Origin of the sequence: Micromonospora sp. NPDC048930 (genome assembly GCF_043197935.1) — a bacterium.
In the GTDB taxonomy this organism is placed as follows: Bacteria; Actinomycetota; Actinomycetes; order Mycobacteriales; family Micromonosporaceae; genus Micromonospora.
In genome coordinates this window covers 377,951-403,818 of record NZ_JBICUB010000005.1, presented here as the reverse complement: position 1 = coordinate 403,818, position 25,868 = coordinate 377,951, and the positions used below count along the sequence as shown (strand labels likewise).

The 25,868-nt window shown below is 73.5% G+C and carries 22 protein-coding genes; 11 read left to right on the top strand and 11 right to left on the bottom strand.

What is annotated here, in order from left to right; translation table 11 throughout:
- From ACGFI9_RS16555 to ACGFI9_RS16535, 5 genes are all read left to right on the top strand, one after another.
- The gene (locus ACGFI9_RS16555) at positions 1 to 966 is read left to right on the top strand and encodes a carbohydrate ABC transporter permease (protein ID WP_393178813.1); all 966 of its coding nucleotides are present in this window, start codon (positions 1 to 3) and stop codon (positions 964 to 966) included.
- 10 nt (positions 967 to 976) lie between these two features.
- Positions 977 to 1,801 carry a carbohydrate ABC transporter permease gene (locus ACGFI9_RS16550; protein WP_393178812.1) on the top strand — a complete coding sequence of 275 codons (825 nt, stop codon included), beginning with the start codon at positions 977 to 979 and terminating at the stop codon, positions 1,799 to 1,801.
- Positions 1,798 to 2,820: a glycoside hydrolase family 43 protein gene (locus ACGFI9_RS16545; RefSeq protein ID WP_393178811.1), complete on the top strand. Its 1,023-nt coding sequence runs from the start codon at positions 1,798 to 1,800 to the stop codon at positions 2,818 to 2,820. Before ACGFI9_RS16550 ends, ACGFI9_RS16545 begins: the two co-directional genes overlap by 4 nt.
- A gap of 247 nt (positions 2,821 to 3,067) precedes the next feature.
- Positions 3,068 to 4,729, top strand: a complete 1,662-nt coding sequence (locus ACGFI9_RS16540; protein ID WP_393178810.1) for a glycoside hydrolase family 10 protein — start codon at positions 3,068 to 3,070, stop codon at positions 4,727 to 4,729.
- 171 nt (positions 4,730 to 4,900) lie between these two features.
- A complete protein-coding gene (locus ACGFI9_RS16535) occupies positions 4,901 to 5,440 on the top strand; it encodes a phospholipase (RefSeq protein WP_393178809.1) in 540 nt (179 codons plus the stop codon).
- 55 nt (positions 5,441 to 5,495) lie between these two features.
- On the opposite strand, the gene ACGFI9_RS16530 is transcribed toward ACGFI9_RS16535, so the two are convergent.
- Both ACGFI9_RS16530 and ACGFI9_RS16525 read right to left on the bottom strand, forming a co-directional pair.
- On the bottom strand, positions 5,496 to 8,318 hold the full coding sequence (locus ACGFI9_RS16530; protein ID WP_393178808.1) for an ATP-binding protein: 2,823 nt from the start codon (positions 8,316 to 8,318) through the stop codon (positions 5,496 to 5,498).
- A 158-nt stretch (positions 8,319 to 8,476) separates the two neighbouring features.
- Entirely contained in the window at positions 8,477 to 8,698 is a 222-nt protein-coding gene (locus tag ACGFI9_RS16525; RefSeq protein WP_393178807.1) for a zinc ribbon domain-containing protein, read from the bottom strand.
- A 56-nt stretch (positions 8,699 to 8,754) separates the two neighbouring features.
- Here ACGFI9_RS16525 and ACGFI9_RS16520 point away from each other — a divergent pair, with 56 nt between their 5' ends.
- The 3 genes from ACGFI9_RS16520 (at position 8,755) to ACGFI9_RS16510 (ending at position 14,593) form a co-directional block, all read left to right on the top strand.
- Positions 8,755 to 10,158 carry a lytic murein transglycosylase gene (locus tag ACGFI9_RS16520; RefSeq protein WP_393178908.1) on the top strand — a complete coding sequence of 468 codons (1,404 nt, stop codon included), beginning with the start codon at positions 8,755 to 8,757 and terminating at the stop codon, positions 10,156 to 10,158.
- Between the two features lie 72 nt (positions 10,159 to 10,230).
- A complete protein-coding gene (locus tag ACGFI9_RS16515; protein ID WP_393178806.1) occupies positions 10,231 to 11,247 on the top strand; it encodes a GNAT family N-acetyltransferase in 1,017 nt (338 codons plus the stop codon).
- A 94-nt stretch (positions 11,248 to 11,341) separates the two neighbouring features.
- The gene (locus ACGFI9_RS16510; RefSeq protein WP_393178805.1) at positions 11,342 to 14,593 is read left to right on the top strand and encodes a lamin tail domain-containing protein; all 3,252 of its coding nucleotides are present in this window, start codon (positions 11,342 to 11,344) and stop codon (positions 14,591 to 14,593) included.
- A 33-nt stretch (positions 14,594 to 14,626) separates the two neighbouring features.
- Here ACGFI9_RS16510 and ACGFI9_RS16505 read toward each other — a convergent pair whose 3' ends face one another.
- The gene (locus ACGFI9_RS16505) at positions 14,627 to 15,202 is read right to left on the bottom strand and encodes a helix-turn-helix transcriptional regulator (protein WP_393178804.1); all 576 of its coding nucleotides are present in this window, start codon (positions 15,200 to 15,202) and stop codon (positions 14,627 to 14,629) included.
- A 471-nt stretch (positions 15,203 to 15,673) separates the two neighbouring features.
- Positions 15,674 to 16,375 (bottom strand): alpha/beta fold hydrolase, encoded by a 702-nt coding sequence (locus ACGFI9_RS16500; RefSeq protein ID WP_393178803.1) that lies wholly within the window; start codon positions 16,373 to 16,375, stop codon positions 15,674 to 15,676.
- 112 nt (positions 16,376 to 16,487) lie between these two features.
- On the opposite strand from ACGFI9_RS16500, the gene ACGFI9_RS16495 reads away from it, so the two are divergent.
- The gene (locus ACGFI9_RS16495; RefSeq protein ID WP_393178802.1) at positions 16,488 to 16,928 is read left to right on the top strand and encodes an organic hydroperoxide resistance protein; all 441 of its coding nucleotides are present in this window, start codon (positions 16,488 to 16,490) and stop codon (positions 16,926 to 16,928) included.
- A gap of 17 nt (positions 16,929 to 16,945) precedes the next feature.
- Here ACGFI9_RS16495 and ACGFI9_RS16490 read toward each other — a convergent pair whose 3' ends face one another.
- Together ACGFI9_RS16490 and ACGFI9_RS16485 are read right to left on the bottom strand one after the other, a co-directional pair.
- Complete coding sequence (locus ACGFI9_RS16490; RefSeq protein ID WP_393178801.1) at positions 16,946 to 17,635, bottom strand: winged helix-turn-helix transcriptional regulator; 690 nt, start codon at positions 17,633 to 17,635, stop codon at positions 16,946 to 16,948.
- Positions 17,636 to 17,687: 52 nt separating this feature from the next.
- Positions 17,688 to 18,035 carry a MerR family transcriptional regulator gene (locus ACGFI9_RS16485; RefSeq protein WP_393178800.1) on the bottom strand — a complete coding sequence of 116 codons (348 nt, stop codon included), beginning with the start codon at positions 18,033 to 18,035 and terminating at the stop codon, positions 17,688 to 17,690.
- A 57-nt stretch (positions 18,036 to 18,092) separates the two neighbouring features.
- Here ACGFI9_RS16485 and ACGFI9_RS16480 point away from each other — a divergent pair, with 57 nt between their 5' ends.
- Together ACGFI9_RS16480 and ACGFI9_RS16475 are read left to right on the top strand one after the other, a co-directional pair.
- Positions 18,093 to 18,677 carry an NADPH-dependent FMN reductase gene (locus ACGFI9_RS16480; protein ID WP_393178799.1) on the top strand — a complete coding sequence of 195 codons (585 nt, stop codon included), beginning with the start codon at positions 18,093 to 18,095 and terminating at the stop codon, positions 18,675 to 18,677.
- 1 nt (position 18,678) lies between these two features.
- Positions 18,679 to 20,190 (top strand): DHA2 family efflux MFS transporter permease subunit, encoded by a 1,512-nt coding sequence (locus tag ACGFI9_RS16475; RefSeq protein ID WP_393178798.1) that lies wholly within the window; start codon positions 18,679 to 18,681, stop codon positions 20,188 to 20,190.
- On the opposite strand, the gene hemB is transcribed toward ACGFI9_RS16475, so the two are convergent.
- From hemB to ACGFI9_RS16450, 5 genes are read right to left on the bottom strand one after another with little or no spacing between them, the layout of a single operon-like run.
- Positions 20,141 to 21,124, bottom strand: coding sequence for a porphobilinogen synthase (hemB, locus tag ACGFI9_RS16470; protein WP_393178797.1), 984 nt, complete (start codon positions 21,122 to 21,124; stop codon positions 20,141 to 20,143). The two genes, ACGFI9_RS16475 and hemB, sit on opposite strands and share 50 nt — an antisense overlap.
- 18 nt (positions 21,125 to 21,142) lie before the next feature.
- The gene (locus ACGFI9_RS16465) at positions 21,143 to 22,723 is read right to left on the bottom strand and encodes a uroporphyrinogen-III synthase (protein ID WP_393178796.1); all 1,581 of its coding nucleotides are present in this window, start codon (positions 22,721 to 22,723) and stop codon (positions 21,143 to 21,145) included.
- Positions 22,720 to 23,688: a hydroxymethylbilane synthase gene (gene hemC, locus ACGFI9_RS16460; protein ID WP_393178795.1), complete on the bottom strand. Its 969-nt coding sequence runs from the start codon at positions 23,686 to 23,688 to the stop codon at positions 22,720 to 22,722. The genes ACGFI9_RS16465 and hemC overlap by 4 nt, the downstream gene beginning before the upstream one ends.
- Positions 23,685 to 25,067: a glutamyl-tRNA reductase gene (locus ACGFI9_RS16455; RefSeq protein ID WP_393178794.1), complete on the bottom strand. Its 1,383-nt coding sequence runs from the start codon at positions 25,065 to 25,067 to the stop codon at positions 23,685 to 23,687. The genes hemC and ACGFI9_RS16455 overlap by 4 nt, the downstream gene beginning before the upstream one ends.
- Positions 25,064 to 25,834: a redox-sensing transcriptional repressor Rex gene (locus ACGFI9_RS16450; protein ID WP_393178793.1), complete on the bottom strand. Its 771-nt coding sequence runs from the start codon at positions 25,832 to 25,834 to the stop codon at positions 25,064 to 25,066. The genes ACGFI9_RS16455 and ACGFI9_RS16450 overlap by 4 nt, the downstream gene beginning before the upstream one ends.
- Positions 25,835 to 25,868 lie beyond the last annotated feature (34 nt).

The window sequence follows — 25,868 nt, the reverse complement described above, 5'->3', positions numbered from 1 at the left end:
GTGGCGGACGTGATCGAGGTGGGGGCGGCGCGGGACGACGCGCCGCCCCCGGCGGGGCGTACCCGTCGCCGGGGCGGCGCCACCGAGCGGGGGCACTGGGCGACCCCCTACCTCTTCCTCGCGCCGTACCTGGTGCTGTTCCTGGTCTTCGGCCTGGCGCCGATCCTGTTCGGGGTCTGGATCAGCCTGCACCAGTGGGACCTCCAGCTCCCGAACCGCCCGTTCGTCGGGCTCGGCAACTACGGGGACCTCTTCTCCAGCGACTCGGCGATCTACGCCGACTGGTGGTCCAGCGTCCGGGCGACCGCGATCTTCACCGTGCTCTCCGTGCCGCTGCTGGTGGTCGTCCCGCTCGGGCTGGCGCTGCTGCTCAACCGGGCCTTCCCCGGGCGGACCTTCTTCCGGGCGGCCTTCTTCGCCCCGTACGTCCTCGGCGTCGCGGTGATCGGCCTGCTCTGGCGCTTCCTGCTGGACGCGAACCTCGGTCTGGTCAACCGGCTGCTCGGGATGGTCGGTCTGCCGTCCGACACGCCGTGGGTCACCGACGTGCCGTGGGCCTGGGTCTCCCTGGTCGGCGTGACCGTCTGGTGGACGTGCGGCTTCAACGCGGTGATCTACCTGGCCGGGCTCCAGGACATCCCGGCGGAGCTGTACGAGGCGGCCCGGGTGGACGGCGCCAACGGCTGGGACCGGTTCCGGCACGTCACGCTGCCCGGGCTGCGGCCGGTGCTGCTCTTCGTGCTCACCACGACCATCCTCGCCTCGGCGAACGTCTTCGGGCAGTCGTTCCTGATCACGCAGGGCGCGCCGGGCGAGCAGACCCGGACGGTGGTCTGGCGGATCGTCGACGAGGGGCTGCGCGACTACGACGCGGGCCGGGCGGCGGCGATGAGCGTGCTCTTCGCGCTGATGCTGGCGGTGGTCAGCATCGTCAACTTCCGGCTGTTCCGATACCGGGAAGACTGAGGGGGCGACCATGACGACCGTGCGCCGGGTGGCGCGCTACGCCGTGCTGATCCTGATCACCGCGGTGTTCGTGACCCCGCTGGTGTGGATGCTCCTCACCTCGCTGAAGACGTACGACAACGCGCAGCAGGACCCGCCCAGCTGGCTGCCGAACCCGTTCTCCACGTACGGCTACGACCAGATCGTCAACAACACCGCCAATCCGGTGCTGCGCTGGTTCGTCAACAGCATGCTGGCGGCCAGCCTGCACACGCTGCTGGTGCTGGCCACCGCGTCGATGGCCGCGTACGCCCTGGCCCGGCTGCGGTTCCGGGGCCGGAAGCTGAGCTTCGCGCTGATCGTCGGGACGCTCTTCCTCCCGCCCACCTCGCTGATCATCCCGAACTTCGTGATCGCCGAGCGGCTGAACTGGATCGACACCCTGACCGTGGTGGTCGTCCCCGGCGCGGCGAGCGCGTTCGGGGTGTTCTTCCTGCGCCAGTTCTTCCTCTCCATCCCGCGCGAGCTGGAGGAGGCGGCGGTGCTGGACGGGGCGAACCACTGGGAGGTGTTCACCCGGGTGCTGCTGCCGCTGTCGAAGCCGGCGCTGGCCACCCTGGCGGTGCTGTCGTTCCTGACCAACTGGAACGACTTCCTCTGGCCGGTCTACGTGCTGTTCAGCCCGGAACGGCTCACCCTGCCGGCCGGCCTCGGCCTGCTCCAGGGCGCGTACGTGACCGACTACCCGGTCATCATGGCCGGCGCGGTGCTGGCCAGCATCCCGGTGCTGATCCTCTTCGTACTCGCCCAGCGGCACGTCATCCAGGGCGTCTCCCGCAGCGGCCTGAAGGGATGACCGGAAGCGGACCGCGGCGGCTCGGCGCGGCGGCGGCCATCGCCGCCGCGCTACTCGCCGCTGGCTGCGGCAGCCAGGAGAAGAGTTCCCCTTCGAGTACGGCGGAGGACGCCCACGTGTTCACCAACCCAGTGGTCCGGACGGACGCCCCGGACCCGCAGGCGATCCGGGTGGGTGACACCTGGTACCTGTTCCACACCAACTCGGGAGGCCGCAACGTCCCGGTGCTCAGCTCGCCGGATCTGGTGGAGTGGGCGCCGGCCGGGGACGCCCTGCCGGAGCTGCCCGACTGGGCCGACGCCGGCAGGACCTGGGCGCCGGAGGCGATCCAGCTCGCGCCGGACCGGTTCGTCCTCTACTACACCGTCGCCGACCGGGCCTCCAGGCGGCAGTGCGTGGGGCGGGCGGTGGCGACCACGCCGTCGGGGCCGTACCGGGACGACTCGGCCGGGCCGCTGATCTGCCAGGCGGAGCTGGGCGGGTCGATCGACGCCAGCCCGTACCGGGACACGGACGGGAGCCTCTGGCTGCTCTGGAAGAACGACGGCAACGCGATCGGGGTGGACACCTGGCTCTGGTCCCAGCGCCTCTCCCCGGACGGACTCCGGTTGACCGGTACGCCGGTGCGGCTGTTGAAGCAGACCGAGCCCTGGGAGGGCAGCCTGATCGAGGGGCCATTCTTCCACCGGCACGACGGGACGCTGTATCTCTTCTTCGCCGCCAACGCCTACGACAAGGCCACGTACGCCGAGGGCTACGCGATCTGCGAGAGCCCGGCCGGGCCGTGCGTGAAGGCCGCGGAGAACCCGATCCTGAAGGCCAACGACGTGGCCTCCGGCCCCGGGCACGCCTCGATGGTGGAGCAGGACGGCCGGACCTGGCTGCTCTACCACGCCTGGCCGCCGGGGCAGGAGGGCAGCACCGACCCGGGTCGGCAGGTCTGGCTCGACGAGGTCGTCTGGACGGACGGCAAACCGGTCGTCAAGGGCCCGACCGCCAACCCCCAACCCCGCCCCTGACCCGCCCCGCCACCAGCCCGCTACCGGGCGTGTCGGAAAGGTCACGAATCGCCCTGTGGGCCGGCTCACCCCTCGGACATTCGGGCCCACCTGGGCGTCGATCCGCCCGGAAGTCTTGCGCGTCATCGGGATTGATGAAAGTTTTCTACCGGCGACAGATGTTCTGCGGCGAATCTTGCCGGATGCGCCCGGGGCGTCCGCCGCCACCGACACTGCCCCGGGAGCCCCAACGAAGGGACTGCACCGCATGAAGGCAACTCGGCTCGGCGCCGCCGGGCTGGCCGTGGCGCTGCTCGGCGCGCTCGTCGCCGGCACCCCCGCGGCCGCCGCTGAGAACGACACCACGACCGACCCCACCTCGACCACCTGCGTCACCGACCCGGCCACGCCGAAGCGGCAGTTCCGGGCCATGTGGATCGCCTCGGTGACCAACATCGACTGGCCCACCAAGGCCTCCCAGACCGCCCCGGACCAGGTCGCCAAGCAGAAGGCAGAGTACCTGGGCTGGCTCGACCTGGCGCAGAAGCTGAACCACAACGCCGTCGTGGTCCAGGTCCGCCCGACCGCCGACGCGTTCTGGCCCTCGCCGTACGAGCCGTGGTCGGAGTACCTGACCGGCGTGCGGGGCCAGGACCCGGGCTGGGACCCGCTGGCCTTCCTCGTCGAGGAGTCGCACAAGCGGAACCTGGAGTTCCACGCCTGGATGAACCCGTACCGGGTCTCCATGCCGGCCCCCAGCGGCGCCGGCGCGGACATCGCGAAGCTGGCCCCGAACCACCCGGCCCGCCAGCACCCGGACTGGGTGTTCGCGTACCCGCCGGCCGGGGTCGCCGGCAGCCGGCTCTACTACAACCCCGGCATTCCCGAGGTCCGCGAGTTCGTCGAGACCGCGATGCTGGACGCGGTGCAGCGGTACGACGTCGACGCCGTGCACTTCGACGACTACTTCTACCCGTACCCGAGCGGCACCTACCAGTACCCGGACGACGCCACCTTCGCCCAGTACAACCGCGGCTTCACCAACAAGGCCGACTGGCGACGGGACAACATCAACCTGCTGGTCCAGGAGATGAACGCCAAGATCAAGGCGGTCAAGCCGTGGGTGAAGTTCGGGGTCAGCCCGTTCGGCATCTGGCGCAACAAGTCGGTCGACCCGAACGGTTCGGACACCACCGGCTCGCAGTCGTACGACATCATCTCCGCCGACACCCGTAAGTGGGTCAAGGAGGAGTGGATCGACTACATCGTGCCGCAGCTCTACTGGTACATCGGTCAGTACCCGGCGGCCGACTACGCCCGGCTGGTGCCGTGGTGGGCGGAGCAGGTCCGCGGCACGAACGTCCAGCTCTACATCGGACAGGCCGACTACAAGAGCGGCGAGCCGGCGTACGGGTCGTTCTGGATGAACCCGAACGAGCTGTCGAACCACCTGACACTCAACCGGTCGTACCCGGAGGTGCTCGGCAACGTGCACTTCTCCGCGGTGCAGGTGAAGGCGAACCGGCTCGGCGCCACCGACATCTACGCCGCCGAGCACTACTCCCGCCCGGCGCTGGTGCCGGCCATGTCCCAGCTCCCGTCGCAGCCGCTGCTCGCGCCGGTGGTCACCGCCGCCGACCGGCAGGACGACGGCGTACGCCTCAGCTGGCGGCAGCCGGCGAACGGGGAGGGCCCGCTCGGCACCGCCACCTCGTACGCGATCTACCGGTTCGACGGCACCGGCCTGGCCGACCGGTGCGGCTTCGCCGACGCCGCGCACCTGGTCGCCAGCGTGCGGGGCACCGACGGTGACCTCCAGTCCTGGGTGGACACCACGGCGGCGGCCGACGCGCACTACACCTACTACGTGAGCGCCGTGGACCGGTCCTGGAACGAGGGCCCGGTCAGCCCGCCGCGCTTCGTGCGCTGACGGTCGAACGAATGCCCCGGACGCCACGGCGTCCGGGGCATTCGTCTGTTTGGACGCATGTCACCAAGAGGTCGCCCCGACCATCGCTGGACGTCGCCGAATTGATCGACACTGATCGACATCCGGCTATCCCCCGGTGTCCCCGCCGTCGCCCACCCCGCGGAGGTTCCCGTGTCCCGACGTCTCGCCACCGCCCTCGCCGCCGGCACGTTCTCCCTGCTCACCGCCCTCGGCGTGGCCGCACCCGCGGCCGCCGCGGTGAGCACCGAACAGAAGCTCTCCGTCCTGTACAGCTGGACCCAGACCAGCGCCACGAGCTACAACGCCTGGAACGCCGGCCGGCTCAACAAGGCCGCCTGGGCCGACTACAACTTCGACTGGTCGACCGACTACTGCTCGTCCAGCCCGGACAACCCGCTCGGCTTCAACTTCAGCCTCTCCTGCTACCGGCACGACTTCGGCTACCGCAACTACAAGGCGATGGGCCAGTTCTCCGCCAACAAGTCCCGGCTGGACAGCGCCTTCTACGCCGACCTGAAGCGGGTCTGCGCCACGTACAGCTTCGTCGTCCAGCCCGCCTGCTACAGCCTGGCCTGGACGTACTACCAGGCGGTCAGCGTCTTCGGCTCGGTCGCCGCGGTGAAGCAGGCCGACCTCGACCGCGCCGCCCGGATCAAGGCCGACGCCGAGCGCCGCGCCGCCCTGCGCTGAACACTCCCCCGTTGACCAGGGCGTCCGCGCCGGCCTTCCGACGCGAACACCCTGGTCAGCCCGTGGTGGAGCGGGGGAAACGGGGCGAGGTGGGGCGGCGGGGAGCGGGGGCGGTGGTGAAGCGGGGAGAGCCGGTCGCCAGGTCGGGATGCTCGACCTCGAGGGCGAGCGCCGCCGCCTCCTCGAGGGCCAGCTCGCCACCCGCCAGGTACGCGGCGTCGAACGCCCCGTCGCCGAGCACCCGGCGCAGCTCCACCTGCCGCTCCAGCCAGTACGGGCCGTAGATGCCGGGGGTGACGCGCAGGTTCGCCCGGGTGGCCTGGGCCGCGCCGAAGAGCCGGGCCGCGACGAGCGGTGCGCCGCCCAGCGCGCAGCGCACCGCGATCGCGTTCACCGTGTCGCAGGCCCGACCCAGGTAGCCGTGGCTCATCCGGGAGCGGAGCGCCACCAGCAGGTGCTCGTGCGCGGCCACCAGATCCCCCCGCGCCAGCGCCACCATGCCGAGCAGCATGTCGACCGAGCGCCGGCCCCGCTCCACCGGGCGGGCCGCCTCCACCGAGCGGGCCGCCCCGAGCAGCTCGGCCGCCTCGTCCAGCGCGCCCCGGCGCCACAGCAGCTCGGCCAGGTTGTAGACGGCCAGCAGCGCGTCGGAGACCACGTCCTGCGCGTACGCCCAGTCGATGACCTCCCGGCAGACCCGCTCCGCCTCGGCGAACTGTCCCATGTCGACCAGCGGCGCGGCCCGGCCCGCCAGCACCCGGGCCAGCAGCCCCAGGTCGCCGGCCTGCCGGGCGGCCGCCTCGGCCCGCTGCGAGTAGCGCAGCTCCTCGGCGAACTCGCCGTCCGCGCCGGCGTGCAGCGAGTGCATGTGGTACGCCGCCGCCAGCTCCGCCTCCGGGATCGGCTCGCCGGTCTCGGCGATCCGGCCGTACAGCCGGAACAGCCAGAGCCGCCCCTCCCGGGCCAGCCCCCGCTCCCGCCACCACTGGTCCAGCCCGCCGGCCAGCCGCAGGCCGGAACGGGCACTGCCGCCGGTGGCGCACCAGCGCAGCGCGGCCCGCAGCTCCCCGGCGAGCGGGTCCAGCGCGTACAGGGAGAGGGTGACCGGGCGGCCGTCCGGGCCCAGGTGGGCCTGCTCCAGGGCGTGCCGGGACCAGGCGACGTGCCGGTCCCGGGCGGTCTGCTCCTCGCCGGCCTCGATCAGCCGGCGCGCCGCGTACGCCCGGATCGGGTCGAGCATCCGGTAGGTGCTGCCCGCGGCGTGCGGCTCGGCCAGCACCATCGACTTGTCCACCAGCACGGAGAGCGGGTCGAGCGGGTCGTCGTCGAGCAGCCACTGCACCGTCGGCAGGTCCACCGGGCCGGCGAAGACCGCCAGCCAGCGCAGCAGTCGGGCCGAGCGCGCCCCCAACGTCCGGTACGACCAGGTCACCGTGGCCTGCATGGTCAGGTGCCGCTCGCTGGCCGAACGCTGCCCGGCCCGGGTCGCCGGGGTGGGCGGGGCGGCCCCCGTCGCGGCGGCCACCAGGTCGACGGTGTCCTGCTGGTTACCGGTCCAGCTGGCCTCCACCGGGGACGGCTCGGGCTCCTCCCGGCCGGCGTCCAGCGTGCCCAGCATGTCGTCCAGGCGCTCGGCGAGCTGCCCGGCCGAGAGCACCCGCAGCCGGGCGGCGGCCAACTCGATGGCGAGCGGCAGCCCGTCCAGCCGGCGGACCACCCGGCGCAGGTCCGCCTGCTCGGCCGGGTCCGGCGACCGGCCGCCCCGGGCCGCCGCCATCCGGTCGAGCAGCAGGGCCACCGCGTCGCTCTCGCCGCCGTCGGGGCGGGGGTCGACCGAGAGCGGGGGGATCCGCCAGACCACCTCACCGGGCAGCCCGAACGACTCCCGGCTGGTGGCGAGCACCCGCACGCCCCGGCCACCGGCCAGCAGCCGGGAGATCACCTCCGCCGAGGACGCCGGCTGGGCGTCGCAGGTGTCCAGCACGATCAGCATCCGGCGGGCGGCCGCGTACTCGACCAGGGTGTCGATCATCGGGCGGCCGGGCTCCGGCCGGAGCCCGAGCACGGCGGCGATCTCGAACGCCACCAGGCCCGGGTCGGTCACCGCGGCGACGTCGACGAACCACACCCCGTCCGGGTACGCCTCGACGATCCCCGAGGCCAGCTCCACCGCCAGCCGCGTCTTGCCCGCCCCGCCCGCGCCCAGCACGGTCACCAGGCGGTACGTGTCGACCAGCCGGCGCAGCTCGGCCCGTTCCGCCTCCCGGCCGACGAACGAGGTGACCTGGGTGGGCAGGTTGTGCGGCACCGCGTCCGCGGTACGGGGGCGCGGAAAGCTCCGCTCCAGGCCGGGCGCCACCAACTGGAACAGGCGTTCCCGGTCGTCGAAGCCGCGCAGCCGGTGCAGGCCGAGGTCCAACAGGGACGCCCCGTCCGGCAGCGACTGCGCGTGTCGGGCGGTGGCGGCCGAGCAGAGCACCTGTCCACCGTGGGCGGCGGCGGCGACCCGGGCCGCCCGGTGCACCTCGGGGCTGGCGTACTCGCCGTCGCGGGGTTCGGCGTACCCGGTGTGCAGGCCCATCCGCACCCGGGGCGCGGCCTCCGGGGTGGGCCAGTCGTGACTGGACAGCGCGCGCTGCGCGGTCAGGCAGGCGGTCAGCGCGGTGGCCGCGTCGCCGAACGCGAGGAAGAACGAGTCCCCCTCGGTCAGCAGCTCCGCCCCGTCGGTGCCGGCCAACGTGTCGCGCAGCAGGCGACGGTGTTCCCGCAGCACCGGGCGATAGCCCGGACCGAGCAGCTGGGCCAGCCGCGTCGAGCCCTCGATGTCGGTGAACACGAAGGTCACCCATCCGCTCGGGAGGTGGATCCGTAGCGACATGCGTGGAACCTCCGCCCCCTGACGTCGGGTTCATGCTGCCCTATGATCGCGCCGTCACGCATCGTGAGAACGGTCGGGCAGATTCCGACTCAAGGTGCCAAAGGATCACACCGCCGGCAAGGTACGGATCGACCGGCGAGCCGAGGTCGGCGGGCCGATCAGCAGCCGCAGGCGCCGCCGCAGCAGCCGCCACCGGCCGGCGCGGCACCGCCACCGACCGGACCGCCCCCGCCCCGGCCGGTGACCGCGACGGTGGACAGCAGCTTCACGGTGTCGGCGTGTCCCTGCGGGCAGGACGCCGGGCGGCCGGCTTCGGCCATCGGCCGGTTGACCTCGAAGGTGTCGCCGCAGGAGCGGCAGCGGAACTCGTACCGGGGCATGCCTCCAGCGTACGGCCGGGCCTGACGCCACGGCGGCCATGGGTGATACTCGACGGGTGGTGGACGGCGAGGAGCGACTGACCATTCGGCCCCTGCGACCGGCCGTGCCGCCCGACGGCGTCGGCGCCTCCCGGCCCGTCCCGAAACCCCGCCGCACCACCGGGCCTGGCCCGGCGGACGGCCCCGGGACCGACGGCGAGCCGGCCGACACCCCGGCGGCCGGCGCAAAGCCGGCCGACGCTCCGGCGGGCGTCACCGAGCCGGCGGGAGCCACCACGACCGACGCCACCCCAGCGGGCACCGACGCGAAGCCGCTGAGCACCGGCCCCCAGGCGCAGCCGACCACTCCGGACGCCGGCACGACGGACGGGCCGGGCACGCCCACCGCCGCCGGGGTCCCGGCGGTCCGGCCGACGGCGGACGCCACCTCGACCGACGGCACGGCGGCGGCCACCGCGCCGGAGAGCACCACCGACACCGAGGCCGAGCCGGCGAAGGACGAGCCGGGGAAGGACGAGCCGACGGGCGGTCGGCGGCGGCGCAGGCCGTTCGCGCACGCGCTCCGGGTGCCCACGCCCCGGCAGCTCACCGTCGGCGCCGCCCGGGCGACCCGCGCCTGGTCCCGCCGCCCCAGCGGGCGGACCACCCTGTCCGGCCTGTTCCTGCTCGTCCTGATCGCGGCCACCGCGACCGTCGGGGCGCTGCTGGTGCCGGCCGCCGTCCGCAAGCCGCAGCCGGTGGCGGTCGACGCCACCGCGACGGTCCCGGGGAGCGCCGTGCCCGAGGGTGGCGCGGTGCCCGGCGGGACCCTGACCCCGGGGCCCGGCGACCCGCTGGCGACCCTGACCCCGACGCCGACCGGGCCCGTCGTCGGGCCGGTGACCGGCCGCCCGTCCGACGCCCTGGCCGGGTGGGCGCAGCAGGTCAGCCAGCGGACCGGCATCCCGGTGGTGGCCCTCCAGGCGTACGGCTACACCGAGCGGGTGCTGGAGCAGACGCACCGGAGCTGCCAGCTCAGCTGGACCACGCTGGCCGCGATCGGGTACGTCGAGTCCCGGCACGGCTCGGCCAACGGCGCCACGCTCCGGCCGGACGGCGTCTCCGCCCCGGAGATCGTCGGTCCCGCGCTCAACGGGCAGGGCGGCACGTCCCGGATCCCCGACTCCGACCAGGGCCAGCTCGACCGCGACACCGTCTGGGACCACGCGATCGGCCCGATGCAGTTCATCCCGAGCACCTGGCAGACGGTCGGCGCGGACGGCGACAACGACGGGGTCCGGAACCCGCACGACATCGACGACGCGGCCCTGGCCGCAGGCAACTACCTCTGCCTCGGTGGCCGGAACATGAGCATCCCCGGCGACTGGTGGGGCGCCATCCTCTCCTACAACGACGTACGCCGGTACGCCCAGGACGTCTTCGACAAGGCCAACGAGTACGGGCGACTCAGCCGTACGTGACGTGACCGGTTGGATACATTCGAGAACTGAACCCTTCCCCCGGACAGCGGTTCCCGGCAAGCTAGACGAGTGATGGTGCGCGAGTGGGACCCCCGGACCGCGTCGTCCGCCGAGATCGCGTCGCTGCTGGACACGCTGAACGCGGTCCTGGCGGCCGACCTGCCGCTGGATCCACCGTGGCGGGAGAGTTCCCTGCGGGAATACCTCTCCGAGGTAATGCCGGGTGAGCGGCGGATCTCCTGGATCGCTCAGGCCGACCCGGCCGCCGACGGCACGCCGGGTGCCATGCTCGGCCACGTGAACGTGCTGCTCCTCGGCGGGATCGGGGTGCTGGAGGTGCTGGTCCACCCCGAGGTCCGGCGCACCGGGCTCGGCCGCGAGCTGCTGCGGGTGGCCGCCCGCCGGGTCTGGGACGAGGGTTTCCAGTCGATCGGCGTCGAGGTGGTCGGCGACACCCCGGCCGTGGCGTTCTACGAGTCGCTCGGCTTCACCCGGGAGTACGTCGAGACCCGCAGCGTGCTCGACCTGGGCGCGGTCGACTGGCCGGCGCTGACCGAGATGGCCGGCGGCGTCGGTGCCGGCTACCACCTGGAGTTCTGCCCCGGCGGCCTGCCGGACGACCTGTTGGAGGCGTACGCGCGGGCCAAGGCCGAGGTGCGCGACGTCGACGACGGCGAGCTGCGCCCCAGTTCGTACGACCCGCAGCGGCTCCGGGACAGCCTCGACACGCTGCACCGGCGGGGCATGAAGCCGTACATCGTGCTCGCCCGGCACGAGCAGACCGGCGAGGTGGCCGGGTTGACCGAGGTGGTGGTGCCGGCGCAGCACCCGACCCGAGCCGACCAGTACGACACCATCGTGGTCCGGGACCACCGCGGCTACGGCATCGACCGGGCCATCAAGGCGCGGATGCTGCTGGAGCTGCGCTCGGCCGAGCCGGAGCTGGCCGAGGTGCAGACCTGGAACGCGCAGGCCAACGAGGCGATGTTGAAGGTCAACGCGGAGCTGGGTTATCGTCCCGACCGCGACTGGTGCGAATACGGCGTGGACGTCGCCGAACTGGTGCACCGGCTCGACAGCCATCGCTGAAGGGTGTTCACCAAACGGCTGCCCGGGGGATGGACGGCGGACCGGAAAGCCCCTTAACGTGCGTTAGTTCCTGTCCACCCATCGTGGAGGCTTCATGCGCCCGCGCCGCTCCATCGCCGCGCTCGCGACCACCGCCGCCGTATCCCTGACAGCGGTCGGCCTCGCACCCCCCGCGGCCAGCGCCGCGTCCACCGACCTGTTCATCTCGGAGTACGTCGAGGGCTCGTCCAACAACAAGGCGATCGAGCTCTACAACGGCACCGGCGCTCCGGTCGACCTGACCGCCGGCGGTTACCAGCTCCAGTTCTACTTCAACGGGGCCACCACGTCGACGAACGTCCCGCTGAGCGGCACCGTCGCCGCCGGTGACGTCTTCGTCTTCGCCGCCTCCTCGGCCGCGCCGGCGATCCTCGCCCAGGCCGACCAGACGTACGGCGGTTCGCTCTACAACGGCGACGACGCGGTCGTGCTGCGCAAGGGCACGACCGTGGTCGACTCGATCGGGCAGGTCGGCGTCGACCCGGGCACCGAGTGGGGCACCGGGCTCACCAGCACGGCCGACAACACCCTGCGCCGCCTCCCCTCGGTGACCGCCGGCGACACCGACCCGTCGGACGGCTTCGACCCCGCCGCGCAGTGGGTCGGCTTCGCCACCGACACCTTCGACGGGCTGGGCAGCCACAGCGCCGACAACGGTGGCGGCCCGGTCGACCAGCCGGCGACGCTGAGCTGCGGCGGCACGCTGACCGTGGAGGCCGGCGCCACGGCGACCCGCCAGGTCACCGCCACCGACGCCGACGACACCGTCACCGACCTCGCGGTCACCTCGGTCAGCCCGGCCCCGGCGAGCGGCTCGATCAGCCGTACCGCGTTCACCCCGGCGGCCGCGGCCGGCGGCACGGCCACCGCGACCGTGACCGCGACCGGCCTCCCGGCCGGCTCGTACGCGGTCACCATGACCTCGACGGACGCCGACGGCGGCACCGCGACCTGCACCTTCACGGTGCAGGCCACCACCCTGCTGTCGGTGGGCGAGGTGCAGGGCGGCGGTGCCCGGTCACCGCTCGCGCCGGCCAGCGGCAACGGCACCAGCTCCACGCTGTACGACGTGCGCGGCGTGATCACCCAGAAGTCCCTGACCCTCAGCTCCTCCGGCGCCGACCAGAACGGCTTCTACCTGCAGAGCCGGAAGGGCGCCGAGGACGGCGACCCGCTCACCTCGGACGGCATCTTCGTCTTCATGGGCTCGTTCACCACGCTGATCGGCGGCTACGCCCCGACGGTCGGCGACGAGGTGGTGCTGCGCGGCCGGGTCTCGGAGTACTTCAACCAGACCCAGCTCTCCAGCACCTCCCTGGTCCGGAAGCTGGACTCCGGCCTGGACGTGGACACCGCCGTCCGGGTGGACGACGCGATCCCGCCGGCCGACGCGGCCGCCGCCAACCTGTTCTGGGAGCGGCACGAGGGCGAGCGGATGCGGGTCCGCTCGGGCAGCGGGGTGTCCGCCCCGCGGCACATCTACGCCTCCACCGCCGACTCCGAGTTCTACCTGCTGGACCGCGAGGACCCGATCATGCAGCGGACCGACCCGTACGCCCGCCGGGTGTTCCGGGACGCGCACCCGCTGGACGACATCCCGGGCACCCTCTTCGACAACGGCAACAACCAGCGCATCCTGATCGGCGCCGGGGGCGTCAAGGCGACCGCCGGTGACTCCCGCGCGCTGCTGCCCGAAGCCCGGACGTACGACACCCTGACCGAGGACGCCTACGGCGCCGTCTCGTACGCGTTCAGCAAGTACAGCGTGCAGCCGGAGCAGGTCACCCTGACCGGTGGCGCGGACCCGTCGGAGAACAACCCGCCGCAGCCGGCCGACCGGAACGCCGAGGTCGCGGTCGCCACGTACAACGTGGAGAACCTGTACGACTACCGGGACGACCCGTTCGACGGCTGCGACTTCGCCGGCAACTCGGGCTGCACCGGGGTCTCCCCGCCGTTCGACTACGTGCCGGCGAGCGAGGCCGCGTACACCGAGCGGCTGAACGTGGAGGCCCGGCAGATCGTCAACGCGCTGCACAGCCCGGACCTGGTGCTGGTGCAGGAGGCCGAGGACCAGGACATCTGCTCGGTCACCGATGGCGCGCTGGTCTGCGGCGACACCGACAACGCCGACGGCGCGCCGGACACCATCCAGGAGCTGGCGCTGGCCATCGCGGCAGACGGCGGCCCCGTGTACGCGGCGGCGTACGACCGGACCGGCGCGGACGCCCGGGGCATCACCTCGGCGTTCCTCTACCGCACCGACCGGCTGACGCTGGCCGAGGCGGCCGCCGCGGACCCGCTGCTGGGCACCGCCCCGACGGTCCAGTACCGCTCGGCGGGCCTGCCGTCCAACGCGGACGTGCAGAACCCGAAGGCGTTCAACGCGGTGCTGCCGACCGACGTGGACCGCTCCACCGGCGTCGACGGCTCGAACGTCTACACCCGGGCGGCGCAGCTGGCCAAGTTCACCGTGGCGGCGGCCCCCGGCTCGACCGAGCACTACACGCTCTGGGCGGTCAGCAACCACTTCTCGTCCGGCCCGGACACCCGGGTCGGGCAGCGGCGGGAGCAGGCCGCGTACGGTGCCGCGCTGGTGCAGGCCGTCGAGGCGGACGACGCGGACGCCCGGGTCATCTACGGCGGTGACCTCAACGTCTTCCCGCGCCCGGACGACCCGATCGCCACCGGGGACGACCCGACCCCGTCGGACCAGCTCGGCCCGCTGTACCAGGCCGGCATGCACAACCTCTGGGACGACCTGGCGGCGGACGTGCCGGCGGCGGCCTACTCGTACACGTACAGCGGGCAGGCGCAGACGCTGGACAACCTCTTCGTCAACGACAAGCTCCACGGTGACCTGGTGCAGGTGCGGGCGGCGCACATCAACGCCGACTACCCGACCGACGCCGAGGGCCTGGGCGACCGGGGGGCCAGCGACCACGACCCGCAGGTGGCCCGGTTCCGCTCCCGTCCGTCGCTGAGCGTGGCCGACGCCTCAATGCTGGAGGGCGACAAGGGCGACAGCACCCTGACGTTCACGGTGACCGTCTCCCGGCCGCTCTCCGAGCCGGTCCTGCTCTGCGCCGCCACCTACGGCACCACGGCCCAGGCCGGGTCGGACTACGACGCGTACGTCGGCTGCCGGACGCTGGCCGCCGGCCAGACGTCGCTGACCTTCCCGGTGACCGTCCGCGGTGACAGGAAGGTCGAGGCGGACGAGCAGATCAAGCTGTACGTGGCCGGCGTGCCGGGGATCCGGCTCGCCGACCCGGTCGCCGTCGGGACCATCCTGAACGACGACTGACGCGCGAACCGGCGCAGCGGCCCGTCGTCCGGCTCACCAGCCGGGCGGCGGGCCGCTCCGGTATCCGCGGCGCTGGGGATCCGGCGGGGGCGGAACGGTCCGGTACTTGGCCACCCGCACCTCCCACTGGCTGCGCCGACGTAGGGCGTCCCGGTAGGCCCGGTCGCGGTAGAAGGTCTCCGGCGGCCGGGCCAGGCCGTACCGGTCGGCCCACCACTCCCCGGGCTCGGGATCGGTGATGACGTCGAGGTGGGACGGATACCGCCGCTCCGCCCCGTCACGAAGGTCGGCGCGGTCGCGCATCGGCTTGAGCACCCGACCGACCTCGTCCACCACGACGAGACGGAAGCCGGCCGTCCCGATGATCCGGAGCAGCATGGCGAGGCTCGGGGTGAGGCTGCCCGCCTCGATGCGCCCGATGGTGGTCGGATGCACCTGGGCGAACCGGGCCAGCTCCCGCTGGCTGGCATCGGCGCGACGGCGCACCGCGCGGACGATCCCCGCAGCCGGCCACGGGACGTCGAGAGGTTCGGTGAGCAACGCGGGCGGCTCGGCGGCGTTCGCTGCTACCTCGCCTGTCGCCTCGGTCGGACTGGCGGAATCGGTCACCCCGCCACGCTCGCGCCCAGAGCGCCATCGCGGCAACCCTGCCCGGTCCTGCTGTGGACAACCGGGGGACCTGTGGAAATCCTGCCGGCACGGGTCCCGACCCCGCCGCCCCTGACGGGCCACCCGGGCAACTACGTAAAGTGAACGTCACGCTGCGTCATACCCCCCGCCCGCAACTCACTCCGAGATCACCAGCCAAAGCCCCCAATCGGACAAAAACCCGGCCGCCTCGCCAGCCACCACACTCCCTGTCGCAGCCTTTGCTCTGCAGCCATCGACGCAGCGGTAACTCTCCGTCGTCCGATGCGTGGATGGCTGCAGAGCAAAGGGACCGAAGGGTGGGGCTCCCGGTGCCGGGCGTCAGCACGGACTGTGACTTCGCGGGCAGCGCCGCTCGGAGTGGAGCGGCAACGCCTCGGCGTGGCGCAGCGGTCGGCGTGGCGCAACGATCGGCGTCGCGGTTGGCAGGGCTCAGCCAGAGGCTCTCCGTCGGGCCTCGGCGAGCAGCGCGGCGGCGAGGGTCTCGGGATGGGTGAGCATCACGTCGTGCGGGCCGTCCACGGCGACCAGGTGGTAGCCGAGGGCGTCGGCCAGATCGGCGAACGGGAAGGTCTGCGGGCGGCAGTAGACGCCGGTCCCCGGTATCCGGTCGACGGCTGCGGTGAGGCGCGTCGATTCGGTGAAGGTCCGCAGTGGCTGGGGGCGGAGGCGCCGGCGCAGCCAGGCGGCGTCGGCGGGATCCTCGATGCCGAAGGCGGCCGGGTCTGGCGCGGGTATCCGCCAGCCGTCACCGGTCGCCTGCGCCGAGGCGCGGACCGCGTCGGTGAACCAGGCCGGGGCCAGCGTGGACATGCTCGCGCCGTCGACACCGGCCCAGCCGTCGACGAGCACGATCCTGCCCACCCGCTCGGCACGGCGGTCGGCCGCCTCGCGTACGACCAGGCCGGCGTAGCTGTGTCCGACGAGGACCACCTCGCGATCACCGGGAACCGCGTCGAGGGCCGCGACAACCTCGTCGACGTGGGTCCGCAACCCGATGTCGCGGTCGTGGGTGAGGTCGGGCGCGATGACGTGCGCGCCGGCGGCTCGTAGCAGCGGGACGACCCGACCCCAGGCCCAGCCGCCGTGCCACGCGCCGTGTACCAGGACGAAGGTCGAAGGGTGGTGGTCCATACGACGCTCCTCAGTGCTCGTCGTCTTGCTCCCGGCAAAGTTGATCGTATACGTTGAACTTCCTGTTTTTGAAGTTGATGGTTCTTAATCAGGAAGCATTAGGAGGCATAGCATGACGAAGGTGCTCTACACGGCTGAGGCGCGGGTGACGGGAGGTCGCGCCAACGGGCACGGCCGCACGGCCGACGGCCAACTCGACGTGCGAATCCGGATGCCGAAGGAACTCGGCGGCGACGGGGACGGGACGAACCCCGAGCAGCTGTTCGCGGTCGGCTACGCCGCCTGCTTCGAGGCGGCACTGGCACTCGTCGGGCAGCGCACGGGTCTCGTGGCGGACGACACCACGATCGACGCGAAGGTGATGCTCCTGCCGATCGGGCAGGGGCGGCTCAAGCTCGCGATCGAGCTGGCCGTCACGCTGCCGTCGGTCCCGGACGCCGAGCAGGCCGCCGACCTGGTCCGCACCGCGCACCAGGTCTGCCCGTACTCCAACGCAACCCGGGGCAACGTCGACGTCACGCTCGTCGTCAACGGGGCGCCGCTGGCGCACTGACGCGCCGGCAGGGACCGCTACGCGGTCGCCTCTTCCGCCGTTCGGGCCTGCGGGGCCGGCCGGCGGAAGAGGTCGCGGAGTCGGCGCGCGGCCTGCTCGTCACCGGAGACCGAGGCCGTGCCGTCCCGCAGCGCCTCGGCGAGACCTGTCCAACCCGCGGCCAGCAGCTCGGCGAACACGTCGGCCGTGGTCTCGACGACGACGTCCGGTCGCTGCGCCGGTCCGTGCGCCGACTCGATCATGCCGTCGTCGACGCGGGCATGGAACACCTCGTCGTCGACCCGGAACTCGTACACGGCCCGCAGGCCGGTGGCCGCGTCGGCGTCGAAGGTGACCTGCATGCCCAGCACCGCCCAGCCCGGCCGGAACGCCTCGTCCTCGCCCCGCTGCCCCAACGCCCACTTCAGGCCCCATCGGGCGAGCGCGAGCACCGCCGGGCCGAGTTCGGCGCCCGCGTCGGTGAGGGCGTACGCGGGAGTCCGGGCCGGCGGAGGGAGCGTCACCGGGCGCACCAGGCCCTCCTCCTGGAGGTACTTCAGCCGGGACGCCAACAGTCCGGTGCCCATGCCGGGCAGGTTTGCCAGCAGGTCGCCGAAGCGCTTCGGGCCGGTCAGCATCTCCCGCACGAGCAGCAGCGTCCACCGCTCCCCGACGATGTCGAGCGCGTGGGCGGTGGCACAGAACTGGTGGTACGACCGGCGGCTCACACTTCAGAATTCTAGTGCGCCAACTTCAAGTTCATAGCCGCCAACGGCATGGTCACAGGTCGCAGAGCCGGCGGCCGGAGCGGATGTCGTCGAGGGCGGCGTGCAGCTCGGCGATCCGCCGTTCCGCCTCGGCCGTGAGCCGGTCGTGCAGTCGCTGCCAGTCGGCCAGGCCCGGCTCGGGCGGCAGGGCGGCGAGCAGGTCCCGGATCTCGCCCACGCTGAGGCCGATCCGTTGGGCCACCCGGGCGACCCGCACCCGGCAGGCCGCGTCCGACCCGAACCGACGCTGGTTGCCGCTGGTCCGGGTGGCCGCGATCAGGCCCTCCCGCTCGTAGAAGCGGATCGCCGATCCGCTCACGCCGCTCTCCCGGGCCACCTCGCCGACCGTCAACGTGCCCACCGTCACTCCTCCGCGCCGCTTGACTTCAACAATTGTTCCAGTTTTAGCGTCGGGTGCATGACAGAGCAAGAACCGCAGACTCCGTTGACCCTTGCCGTGATCGTCGGCAGCGTCCGCCGTCCCCGGGTGGGCCGGCTCGTGGCCGACTGGTTCACCGACCGGGCCGCCCGCCGCAGCGACGTGAAGGTCGACCTGATCGACCTGGCCGAGGTGGCGCTTCCCCTCGCGGACACCCCGCCCGGCGGCAACCCGGCGAGCCCGATCGCCGGCCGACTGGCCGACGCCGACGGGTTCGTGGTGGTCACCCCGGAGTACAACCACAGCTTCCCGGCCGCGCTGAAGAACGCGATCGACCAGCACCACCGGGAGTGGGCGGCCAAGCCGGTCGGCTTCGTCTCGTACGGCGCCGGCTCGGGCGGGGTCCGCGCGGTGGAGCAGCTGCGGCTGGTCTTCGCCGAGCTGCACGCCACCACCACCCGCACCGGCGTGGTGCTCACCGCGCCCTGGGACCGCCTGGACCGGCAGGGCCGGCTGGTCGACGACGGGCCACTGGGCCGGGCCGCCGACGCGACGCTCGACGAGCTGACCTGGTGGGCCGAGGCGCTCCGGACCGCCCGCCGCAACCGGCCGTACGGGAGCTGAGATGGACCGCGCCGCGTACCGGCTCGGCTGGTACCTGACCCTCGGCGGCCTGCTCGCGGTCATCGACGCCACCGTGACGGTGGTCGCCGTACCCCGGCTGGCCGAGGAGCTGGCCGCCGGCCTCGCCGCGATCGGCTGGGTCACCAGCGCGTACGCCCTCGCCCTGGTCGCGGTGATGCCCACCGCGGCCTGGGTGATCGGACGCTTCGGCGCCCGGCGGGCCTACCTGGCCGCGCTGATCCTGTTCACCGCCGGCTCGCTGCTGGCCGGCTGTGCCTGGGACGTCGGATCGCTGATCGCCTTCCGGGTCGTACAGGGCCTGGGCGGCGGTCTGCTCAACCCGGTGGGGATGGCGATCGGGCTGGCCGCCGTGCCGCCGGACCGGCGCGGCCGGATGATGAGCCTGGCCGGACTGCCGGTGCTGGTCGGCCCCCTGATCGGGCCGGTGCTCGGCGGAGCGCTGCTCGACCACACCACCTGGCGGTGGATCTTCTGGATCAACCTGCCGGTCGGGATGGCGGCAGTGCTGCTCGGCCGGTGGTTGCTGCCGGCCACGGACGCCCGGCCGGGAGCCCGGCTCGACCTACCCGGGCTGCTGCTGCTCTGCCCGGGGCTGACCCTGGCCGTGTTCGGGCTCAGCGTCACCGGCGAACGGGGTGGGCTGCTCAGCGCGCCGGTGCTGGTCCCGCTGCTGGCCGGCGGCGTGCTGGTGGCCGCGTTCGCCCGCCGGGCCGGACGGGTGCCGCACCCGCTGCTGCGGCTGTCGGTGCTACGGACGCCGGGCATGGCGGCCGGCGCGGCCACCGTCGGGCTCTTCGCCGCCGGCTACTTCGGGTCGTTCCTCATCCTCCCGGCGTACGTGCAGATCGTGCGGGGCGACTCGGCCACCCTGGCCGGCACCCTCGGCATCCCGCAGGCGGTGGCCACCGGGCTGATGCTCCAGGTCGCCACCCGGCTGGTGGACCGGGTCTCCCCGCGGCTGATCGTCGGGCTCGGGATCGCGACCGCGGTGGCCGGGACGGCCGCCCGGGTGGCGGTGCTCGACACGGACACCTCGTACCCGCTGCTCGCGGTGCTCGGCGCGGTGACCGGGCTGGGCACCGGCGCCGTCCTGATGCCGACCATGGCCGCCGCCAGCCGCGGCCTGTCCCGGGACGACATCCCGGCCGGTAGCACCCTGCTCAGCACCGTCTCGAACACCGCGGTGGCGGTGGGCACCGCGCTGGTCGCCGCGGCGCTCTCCTGGCTGGTCGGCCGGTACGCCCCGACGCTGGGCGACGGCGGCCTGATCACCGCCACGCGGCTGGCACCGGCCGAGCGGATCAGGTACGCGGCCGACCTGACCCAGGCCGTCCGGCTCGCGCTGGCGGCGTCCGGCGTGCTGCTGGCGCTGGCCGGGCTGACCAGCCGCCGGCTGCCGGCGGGCCGGGCGGGCACGGGTGGGCGCCGCCGGCCCCGAGTGCTCAGTAGCGCTGGCGCAGCAGCTGGGCGGCCTCGACCGCCCAGTAGGTGAGGATGATCTGCGCGCCGGCACGCCGGATCGAGGTGAGCGTCTCCAGCATCACCCGCTCGCGGTCGATCCAGCCGTTCGCGGCGGCCGCCTCGACCATCGCGTACTCGCCGGAGACCTGGTAGGCGGCGACCGGGACGTCCACCGCGGCCCGGACCGCCGACACCACGTCGAGGTACGGCAGGGCCGGCTTGACCATCACCAGGTCGGCGCCCTCGGCGACGTCCAGCTCCACCTCGCGCAGCGACTCGCGCAGGTTCGCCGGGTCCTGCTGGTAGGCGCGCCGGTCGCCCTCCAGCGCCGACTCCACCGCGTCGCGGAACGGGCCGAAGAAGGCGGAGGCGTACTTCACCGCGTACGCGAGCACCGAGACGTCCTGGTGGCCGGCGGCGTCCAGGGCCCGGCGGACGACGCCCACCTGGCCGTCCATCATCCCGGACGGCCCGACCATGTGGACCCCGGCGTCGGCCTGGGCGACCGCCATCCGGGCGTACGCCTCCAGGGTGGCGTCGTTGTCCACCGCGCCGTCCGGGGTGAGCAGGCCGCAGTGCCCGTGCGAGGTGAACTCGTCCAGGCAGAGGTCGCTCATCACCACGGTGGCGTCGCCGACCTCGGTGATCACGTCCCGGATGGCGACGTTGAGGATGCCGTCCGGGTCGATGCCGCCGGAGCCGGACTCGTCCCGGGTGGCCGGCACCCCGAACAGCATGATGCCGCCCACCCCGGCCTGGACCGCCTCGACGGCGGCCTTGCGCAGCGAGTCCCGGGAGTGCTGGAGCACCCCCGGGAGCGACGCGATGGCGCGCGGTTCGGTCAGCCCCTCCTTGACGAACATCGGCACGACCAGCTCGGCCGGGTCGACGCGGGTCTCGGAGACCAGCCGCCGCACGGCCGCGTTACGGCGCAGCCGGCGGGGCCGGATCTCGGGGTACGGCATGAGGGCCTCCCTGGACGATCAGCGGAACCGGAGCGCGGTCGGACCCTGCACCTTCGAGCCGCGGCGCTGCTTGGCCGGCATGGCGGCGAGCTTCTCGCGCAGCTCGACGGCGTAGGCGGCGAGCGCCTCCACCAGGTCGGGCACCGAGGCGTGCTGAGGCTGCACGTCGACCCGCAGGCCGAACTCCGTGGCGGTCTCCGCCGTCTTGGGCCCGATCACGGCAACAACGGTACGCGCGTGCGGCTTCCCGGCGATACCGACCAGGTTCCGGACCGTGGAGGACGAGGTGAAGAGGACCGCGTCGAACCCGCCCGACTTGATCGCGTCGCGGATCTCGGCCGGCGGCGGGGCCGCCCGGACGGTCCGGTACGCGGTCACGTCGTCGACCTCCCAGCCGCGCTCGGTGAGCCCGGCGGCGAGGGTCTCGGTGGCGATGTCGGCGCGCGGCAGCAGCACCCGGCCGACCGGGTCGAGGATCTCGTCGTGCGGCGAGAACTCGGCCAGCAGGCCCTCGGAGGACTGCTCGCCCGAGGGGACCAGCTCCGGCTGGATGCCGAAGGCCCGTACCGCCTCGGCGGTCGCCTCGCCGATGCAGGCGATCTTGACGCCGCCGAAGTGCCGGGCGTCCAGGCCGTGCTCGGCGAACTTCTCCCAGACCGCCCGGACCGCGTTCACCGAGGTGAAGATCACCCAGGCGTACCGGCCGTCGACCAGGCCCTTGACCGCCCGCTCCATCTGGGCGGGGGTACGCGGCGGCTCGACCGCGATGGTCGGCACCTCGCACGGGATGGCCCCGTACGCGCGCAGCCGGGCGCTCATCACGCCGGCCTGCTCCTTGGTCCGGGGGACGAGCACCTTCCAGCCATACAGCGGGCGGTTCTCCCACCAGCTCAGCTTGTCCCGCTGGCCGACGCCGCCGCCCACGGTCAGCACGACCCGGCCGGTGAAGCCGAGCGCCGCCGCGACGAAGGAGTCCACGGTCGACGTGGTGGTGTACTGCGTCTCGCCGGTGCCGTCGCCGGTCACGCCGACGCCGGTGGTGCCGTCCACCCCGGCGGCCAGCAGGCCGTCCCGGACGGCGGCCAGGTCGCCGGCGTCCACGGCCAGGGCCAGCGAGCCCCGGTTGACCGCGGCGGCCAGCGCGTCGAAGTCCAGCGTGCTGACGTCCTCGACGTCGGCGGCGGTCCGTACGCCCGGCAGCGGCACACCCGCGTAGGTGGCCACGCCCTCGGCCTGGCCGATGCCCGGGACCACCTCGAAGTGCGCGGCGGTACGCGCCACCGCCTGCACCTCCTTGACCACCGAGTCGTGGCCGAACGGGTCCCCGGCGACCAGGTGCACCGCGTTCTGCCCGGAGCGGGCCGCGGAGATCAGCACCTTCGCCACGTCCCCCGGTACGCCCTCGGCGGGGCTGAACTCGGCGTCGGACTTGGCCTGGGCGCGGACGTGCTCGAGCAGCGACTCGGGGACTCCCCGGTCGTACACCACCTGGTCGGCGTCGACCAGGGCGTCCAGCGCCCGGCGGGTCAGCAGGCCCGGGTCGCCGGGTCCGGCCCCGACGAACGCGATCCGGCCTACGGGCTTACGGGTGCGGGTCATTCTGTGCTCCCAAATTGCTGGGTCCCCGGGCCGGCGTGTCCTTCTTGGCCGAGGATCGAGTCGGCGCCGAGTTCGAGGAGTTCGGCGGCGAGTGCCTTGCCGATCTCCGCCGCGTCGGCGGGCGTTCCGGTGCGGGACAGCCGGAGGTCACGGGTGCCGTCCGGGCTGATCACCGCCCCGCGCAGGTAGATCTCCTCACCGGCGTCACCCTCGGCGAGTTCGCCGTAGGCGGCGACGGGTGCGCTGCACCCGGCCTCCAGGGTGGCCAGCAGTGCCCGCTCCGCGATGACCGCGGCGCGGGACGGTGCGTGGTCGAGCACGCCGAGCAGCTCGACCAGGTCCTGGTCGTCGATCCGGCACTCCACGGCCAGCGCGCCCTGGGCGGGCGCCGGCAGCATCAGCATCGGATCGAGCGTCTCGGTGATGACGTCGGTCCGGCCGAGGCGGGCGAGCCCCGCCCGGGCCAGCACGACGGCGTCGAGGTCCGCGTCCGGGCCGAGCACCCGGCCGAGGCGGGTGTCGACGTTGCCGCGGATCGGGGTGACCTCCAGCTGCATGCCGAGGGCGTGCAGCTGGGCGATGCGGCGCAGCGCGCCGGTGCCCACCCGGGCGCCGGGCGGCAGCTCGGCGAGGGTGCGGCCGTCCCGGGCGACCAGCGCGTCCCGCGGGTCCTGGCGCTGCGGCACCGCCGCGATGTGCAGCCCGGCGGCCGCCGCGGTGGGCAGGTCCTTGTACGAGTGGACGGCGAAGTCGATGGTGCCGGCGGTCAGCGCGTCCCGCAGCGCGGAGACGAAGACGCCGACGCCGAGCCGGTGCACCGGCGCGGTGGAACGATCGCCGGCGGTCACCACCTCGACCAGCTCGACCTCGCGGCCGGTGGCCGCGGTGAGGGCCGCGGCGACGTGGCCGGACTGGGCCATCGCCAGGGCGCTGCCCCGGGTGCCGAGGCGCAGGGGGGCGGTCATCGGGCACCTCCGGTGGGCGGGACGTCTGCGGCGTCGAACGACGGACGGCCCTCGACGGTGACGCCGTCGGGCACGACCACGTCGGGCACGGTGTCGACCGGGGAGGTCTGCGGCACCTCCAGGTCGAACAGCTCGCGCAGCAGGGCGGCGTACTGGTCGCCGCCCGGCTCGGCGGCGAGCTGGCGGACCCGTACGGTCGGCTGGTGCAGCAGTCGCTGCACCACCCGGTGCACGGTGCGGGCGACCTCGGCGCGCTGGTCGTCGCTGAAGTCGGGGCGGCGCTGGGCGAGCCGGCGCAGCTCGGCGGCGACCACGTCGTCGGCGCGTCCGCGCAGCGCGGCCACGGTGGGCGCCACGTCGGCGCCGCGCAGCCAGCTGAGGAACGCCTCGACCTCGGCGGCCACGATCCGGGCCACCTCGGCGGCGTCGGCCGCGGCCGGACCGTCGGCGAGGATCGCGGCCATCCGGTCGATGTCGATCACCTCGACGCCGGGCAGCGCGGCCACGCCCTCCGCGACGTCCCGCGGGACGGCCAGGTCGAGCAGGACCAGCGGGCCCCGGTCGGCGTCCCGCCGGGCCAGCGCCCGGGTCACCACGTCGCGGGTGAGGACCGGCTCGGTGGCCGCGGTGGCGGCCAGCACGACGTCCACCGTGGAGAGCGCGTCGACCAGCTCGGCCATCGGCACGGCGTTCGCGCCGTACGACTCGGCCAGCCGGGCGGCCCGGTCGGCGCCCCGGTTGGTGACCGTGAGCGGCCCGGCGCCGAGCCGGGAGAGGGTGGCCACGCCCAGCGACCCCATCGCGCCCGCGCCGACCACCATGGCGGGCCGGCCGGCCAGGTCGCCGTCGAGCAGCCCGGCGGCCAGGTCGAGGGCGGCGGTCACCACGCTCTGGCCGGCCCGGTCGATGTTGGTCTCGGCGTGCGCCCGCTTGCCCACCCGCAGCGCCTGCTGCATCAGCTCGTGCAGCAGCCGCCCGGCCGAGTCGGCGCCGGCGGCCGAGTGGTACGCGTCCCGGAGCTGGCCGAGGATCTGCGCCTCGCCGACCACCATCGAGTCCAGCCCGGCGGCGACCCGGAAGACGTGGTCCACGGCGGCGGCGTCGTAGTGCACGTAGAGGTGGTTGGCGAGCGCCGCCGGCGGGCAGCCGGCCTGCTCGGCCAGGACGGCGCAGATGTCCCCGAGGCCGCCGTGGAAACCGGACACGGCCGCGTACACCTCCACCCGGTTGCAGGTGGAGACGAGCACGGCCTCGGTCACGTACGGCTGGGCGACCAGGCGGTCCAGGGTGCGGGTGAGGTCCGCGGGCGGGACCGCCAGCTGCTCCAGCGTCGCGACCGGGGCGGTGCGGTAGGACGCGCCGACGACGAGCAGTTTCACGTGCCGATCGCCTCCTGGGTGTCGGTGGCCGCGAGCCCGCCCGGCAGGGCGGTGAGGGCGGACCCGCCGGTGGCGGGGAGCGCGGTCAGCGACGCCTTGCGGTGCTCGTGGAAGGACAGGATCTGCAGCTCGATCGCGAGGTCGACCTTGCGCACGTCGACCCCCTCCGGAACCGAGAGTACGCAGGGAGCGAAGTTGAGGATGCTCGTCACGCCGACTGCGACGAGCTGGTCGGCCACCGCCTGGGCGGCCGGCGCCGGGGTGGCGATCACGCCGATCGAGATCGACTCCTCGACGGCGACCCGGGGCAGCTCGTCGATGTGCCGGACGACCAGGCCGTTGATCTCCTCGCCGACCCGCGACGGGTCGGCGTCGAGGAGCGCGGCGATCCGGAAGCCGCGGCTGGCGAAGCCGGCGTAGCCGGCCAGGGCGTGACCGAGATTACCCACGCCGACCAGCGCGACGGCCCGCCGCTGGGTGAGCCCGAGCACGAACTCGATCTGGTCGATCAGCAGCCCGACGTCGTAGCCGACGCCGCGGGTGCCGTACGAGCCGAGGTGGGAGAGGTCCTTGCGCAGCTTTGCCGAGTTCACCCCGGCGGCGTTGGCCAACCCCTCGCTGGAGACCGTCTCGTGGCCGGCCTCGGCGAGCGTGTGCAGGGCACGGAGGTATTCCGGCAGCCGTGCCACGGTCGCCTCGGGCAGGTCCGGGAGCGCCGGTACGGCACCGGCGCGGCCGGGCGCGCCAGGGTGACGGTGCTGACTCATGAGACTCCGTGCGGTGCGATCCTCGACCAGCGAC